The 4,682-nt window shown below is 69.5% G+C and carries 5 protein-coding genes; 2 read left to right on the top strand and 3 right to left on the bottom strand.

All coding sequences use genetic code 11. The annotated features are described in order from the left end of the window. Together tap and tpg are read left to right on the top strand one after the other, a co-directional pair. Positions 1-1,653, top strand: a 1,653-nt coding sequence (tap, locus tag AB8Z36_RS20785) for a telomere-associated protein Tap (protein WP_369214854.1), incomplete at its 5' end; no start/stop codon positions are given. Positions 1,654-1,656: 3 nt separating this feature from the next. Further along, entirely contained in the window at positions 1,657-2,214 is a 558-nt protein-coding gene (gene tpg / locus AB8Z36_RS20790) for a telomere-protecting terminal protein Tpg (protein WP_369214855.1), read from the top strand. A 111-nt stretch (positions 2,215-2,325) separates the two neighbouring features. On the opposite strand, the gene AB8Z36_RS20795 is transcribed toward tpg, so the two are convergent. The 3 genes from AB8Z36_RS20795 to AB8Z36_RS20805 form a co-directional block, all read right to left on the bottom strand. After that, the gene (locus tag AB8Z36_RS20795; protein WP_369214856.1) at positions 2,326-2,646 is read right to left on the bottom strand and encodes a replication initiation protein, RepL2; all 321 of its coding nucleotides are present in this window, start codon (positions 2,644-2,646) and stop codon (positions 2,326-2,328) included. Further along, positions 2,643-3,095, bottom strand: coding sequence for a MarR family transcriptional regulator (locus tag AB8Z36_RS20800; RefSeq protein ID WP_369214857.1), 453 nt, complete (start codon positions 3,093-3,095; stop codon positions 2,643-2,645). Before AB8Z36_RS20800 ends, AB8Z36_RS20795 begins: the two co-directional genes overlap by 4 nt. An 816-nt stretch (positions 3,096-3,911) precedes the next feature. Continuing rightward, positions 3,912-4,682, bottom strand: a 771-nt coding sequence (locus AB8Z36_RS20805) for a serine hydrolase domain-containing protein (protein ID WP_369214858.1), incomplete at its 5' end; no start/stop codon positions are given.

Raw genomic sequence — 4,682 nt, forward strand, 5'->3', positions numbered from 1 at the left:
GGTGAGGACGGTGAGGTCTCGGCGTACTGCGTGGGCGGGCTCGTCCTGGACGTTCCCGCCAAATCGCTTCCGGCGCTGGTGGAGTGGACGTTGCGGGAGGCGCGGCTCGGGCAGCCACGGCTGCACCGCAACGGCAGGGACGCCGACCCCGTTCTCGTCCTGACGCGGTCGGCCCTCGAGCGCTTCGGGCTGCCCGCCGCGCTGTCGGAGGAGGAGCGGCGGGCGGGTCGTCTGGCGGGCGGGCACAAGGTGCTCAAGCAGCTTGAGCGGGCCCAGTGGCAGCTCACCCAGCGCGGGTTCGGGCCGTGGGCGCGCATCTTCCGTCCGGCCGAGGGGGCGCGGCGCCACTGCGTGCAGCTGTGCATCCCGGCGTGGAACGCGCTCGACGTGCGCGAGTGGGACGACCGGGACGACCCGAAGCTGCCCACGATGCACCCGGCCGAGCTGGCCCGTTTCCTTGGTACGTACGCCACGCGCGTGATGACGCCGCGCGGCACGACGGCCGTCACGGGTCTTGAGCTGATGACGGCTCTGCATCCGCCCACGATGGCGGTGCGGGACGAGCGGACGGGGGAGTGGCGTGGTGCTCCGGCGCCCGGGGCCCTGTCTGCCGTCCATGAGCATGTGCCGTGTGAGGTCCCGGACGGGCATCCGCTGCTGAAGGGCGTGTACGCGCGTCATCACCAGCGCACTCCGGCCGAGATGCTGATGGAGGAGTCCTACGACTGGTGCCGTCCGCTGACGGACGAGGAGTGCATGAAGCCCTTCGTCGTCGGCATCGACGTGAACATGGCTTTCGCGGCCGCGGCGAACCGTCTCACCGTGGGGCTCGGCGGCCCGACGTATCTGCGGCACCCGGAGTTCGATGCGAAGCTGCCGGGTTCCTGGCTGGTGGACCTCTCCCACATCGAGCTGGACGAGCGGCTGCCGTCGCCGTTCACGGCCCGTGGGGAGCGTCCTGAGGGCCCTGCCTGGTATGCCACGCCGACGGTCGCCTACGCGGTGGAGCTCGGGCATCAGGTGCGGCCTGTGGAGGCGTACGTGCGCCTGGAGCACGGCGGCTATCTGGACGCCTGGTACCAGCGCCTGCGGGACGCCTACATGGCCACGATGGCCGATCTCGGTGTCGTCGCGGGGATGGAGGAGCGGGCGTTCCTGGAGGCGATGGCCGTGCACAAGCAGGCCGATCCGCAGATGGCTCTCGTACTGAAGGCGATCAAGGCGACCGCGAAGGGCGGTATCGGCAAGCTGCGGGAACGTCCGCGCAGCACGCCGCTGCACGAGCCCTGGCCTGCCCTTGCGCGCAAGGAGTGGCGGCCCGACATCCGGGCCGCGGTGCTGTCGGCGTCCCGGGTGAACATGCACCGCAAGATGATGAAGGTCGCCGGGGCGGCCGGCATCTACCCGGTGGCGGTCGGCACGGACTGCGTGGTCTATCCCTCCAAGGGGCCCTCGCCGCTGGACTTCCTGCCGCGCACGGCGGAGGGCAAGCCGCTGCCCGGCGGGTTCCGGCTGGGGGTGTCGCCCGGGATGGTCAAGCACGAGGGCACCCAGAGCACGCTGTGGGCCGAGGAGCAGTACGAGGCCCACGGCCTGGTGAACATCGCCCGCATCATCAAGGACGGCGGCAGGCCCGCCGACGACGGGGAGTAGCAGATGGTGGACCGGCTGGGGGACGGCCTGGACCGGGCGGTGGAGCAGGCGTTCACCCGCCCGGTGCCCAAGTCCGCGCAGGCGCAGATGAGGTACCTGGTGAGGCAGCTGAAGGGGACGAAGGCGACCGCGCTGGAGCTGGAGATCTCCCAGCGGACCGTGGAGCGGTATGTGGCGGGCCGTCTGAAGCGGCCCCGCAAGGACCTGGCGGCGCGTCTGGAGCGGGCCGTCAGGCGGCGCTGGCAGCCGCAGGTGCGGGCCAGGGCGAAGAAGCGGGCCGCCGCCACGGACGGCATCGTCGTCTCCACCCGGGCCCGCTTCGGCTACACGGCCGCTCCCGGGACCACCGAGGACGCCCGGGTGCGGCACATCACGCAGGCGCTGTCGCCGCGCTGGGCGGGGCAGCTGTTCGCCGCGCGCGATCAGGGCGCCACCGAGCAGCAGCTCCTGGACATCGCCGCCCAGGGGCTCGGCGAGCACTACTTCCGCGATCACGGGCGTCGCGCGCACGACCTCCAGGTGGAGTTCACCGATGTCGAGGAGATCGAGATCGACCTCTGAACGTGGCCACCATGAAGACGTCCCAGGAGAAGCCCCTCATGAACGTCAAGTTCATGAGGGGCGCGCGGAGAAGCGGCCCGCCTGCCTACCGGGAGCCCACGGGACAGCCACTCAGGCCGTTCCGGTCGCCCGGCGCAGCTCCACGACGACACTCTCCCCGGTGGCCATCGGGCTCAGCCGGTAGTACTTGATGTGGGCCAGTCGCTCGGACTCCTCGAGCCAGCCCGCCTCGATGACCTGACGGCGGGTGCGGGAGAAGACCGTGGGGGACATGCCCACCAGCTTGGCCAGCTCCGCCGCTGTCTCCACCACGGCACCGGAGCGGTCCGCAGGGTGCATGGCGTAGAGCATGACGACGAGACGCTGGTTGGCGGTCATACCAGCGGTCCGCTGCAGCAGCTGAAGCATCTTGCGCTTGTCGTCGCCGTTCACTGGGCCTCCCAGAGTGCCGGGGTGGACTCGTCGAATCCGGGGATGTCCGGCGGATTGCACGTTTTGACTGCCTCGCGCTGCTCGACCCCTGTCCCATGAAACGAGATGTACGGGCTGATCCGGTATAGCTTGTAGTTTCCGATACGTCCTCGGACGATGAGGATGCGGTGCTTGGCGAGTTTCCGATTGATCTTGCCCACGGAGTCCGCGGTCATACCGACACGCTTGCCGATATCGGCGCCGGTGGCTCGTAGCGGAGCAAGGCCTTCCGGAGAGACACCGATCCACCACAGCACCAAGAACTTCTGCGCCGGACTGAACGCCTTGCTCTCAGTGATCGCCTCGACGCGGGCCTTGTCGACCTGCGTGTGCTTCCCCGAGAAAGCGTACGGCGCGTACGGGATCGCCTCGCCCGTATCAGCGTCGACCAGCCTGCGTGCTGCTCCCAACGGGCCCTCCCTGCCAGGGATCGATCCAGCGTGCATGAGTACCGGCCCTCAGGCCGACCAGATGAACTTAATGTACATGAGCGAAAAGTCGATGACCTCAGTCCCCAGCCGTGTCGCCCGCTACTGACGCCGCGTCAGTCCCACGCGCCGAGCCGGAGCCAGGAAAGCCCGGAGCGACCCTCTTGCACACTTTGTTGATGAACGTGAGGTTCATCAACCACGTTCCCTCAGGCGTGGTGGCAGTTCCTAGGAACTGGGCACTCAGTCCTCAGGAACCGCATGGACGTTGCTGAGAACTGCCTCCCAGTTCACAGGAACGTGGTCCCACGGCCGTCCCCGCAGGTCACAGTGGATATCGCGGCAGCGCTCTCTTACTTATGGCTGAGGCCACTACAGGCCCGGACGGGCAGTACGTCGCAACTCGCTCTTTCCACCCGCTCCGGCGCACCCGCGACCACCACCCACAGCAACACGGAAGTCGACGGCCCCGACGATGGCGCCACCCTGCGATCGGCGACGCCCCCTTCCCGTTGCACCTGCGAGTGCTTCAGCAACACGCCACAACCCGGTTGCTGTCCGGCGCGAACGAAGGCCAGGCCGTACGAAAGGGATGCGCGCCGGACAGTGACCGGGCAGCGGGGTCCAGGGGCCGGCGAAGGCCCCTGGTACCGCTGCCCGCAACCACATGCGCACCTCGTACTGCCGACAGGGCAGCACGATGCTCAGGGGCAACGGCGGGTGGATTTGGGGGTGAGGCGCGCTGTGGGCAGGCGTGCCAGCGGAGAGACTTCTGCTGCTTTTCGGAATTCTGAGGCGTCAGGCGGTCTTCGGGGCCGCCCGCATGCCGATGTACACGCACGCCGTGCCGTCGGCGAGGGTGGAGAAGACCACCGGCATCCAGTCGGCGCTGTAGGCGCCGCTACCGGGACCGGCGAAGACCGTCGGGGAGACGGGGACGAGGTCCATCTCCAGCGGCGGCGAGAAGTCCTTCATGCCGTCGACGAACGCGTACACCAGGTGGGCGGTGCCGCCCTGTTCGGTGACGGTGATCTCCACACCCTCACGCTTGTACGTCCCGCACAGCGGCGCGAGGTCCACCGCCGGCGGCTCGGCGGGCGGCCCGAAGGGGGCGGGCATCCGCACCTTGGCGAGGTCCTTGAGCAGCTCGTCGAAGAGGTCGGCGTAGAGCTGGCGGGCGTCACCGCCGTTGGTGAGCAGGACGAGCGCCACGCCCGCCGAGGGCACCACGCGCAGGAAGCCGTACTGGCCGATGGAGGCGCCGTCGTGTCCGAAGCCCGGGGTGCCCGACCAGTCGTAGAGCGTCCAGCCAAGGCCCCAGCCGTCCGCGCTGACCGTCCACTTGTCGGGGACGTCCACCTCGCGCTGCTGCATCGCGGCGACGGAACGCGCGCTGAGCACCCGTGAGCCGTCGGGTCCCTGGCCGTGGTCCAGGTGCATCTTGACCAGGCGGGCCACGTCTCCGGCGGTGGCGAGCACCCGCCCGTAGGGCCCGGCGGAGCGCGGCATGAGGTCCCAGGCGGGGGCGGGGGCGGGCTCCTCTCCCAGCTCGCCGAGGTGCCCCATCGC

This window comes from Streptomyces flavofungini (assembly GCF_041028215.1).
In the GTDB taxonomy this organism is placed as follows: Bacteria; Actinomycetota; Actinomycetes; order Streptomycetales; family Streptomycetaceae; genus Streptomyces; species Streptomyces flavofungini_B.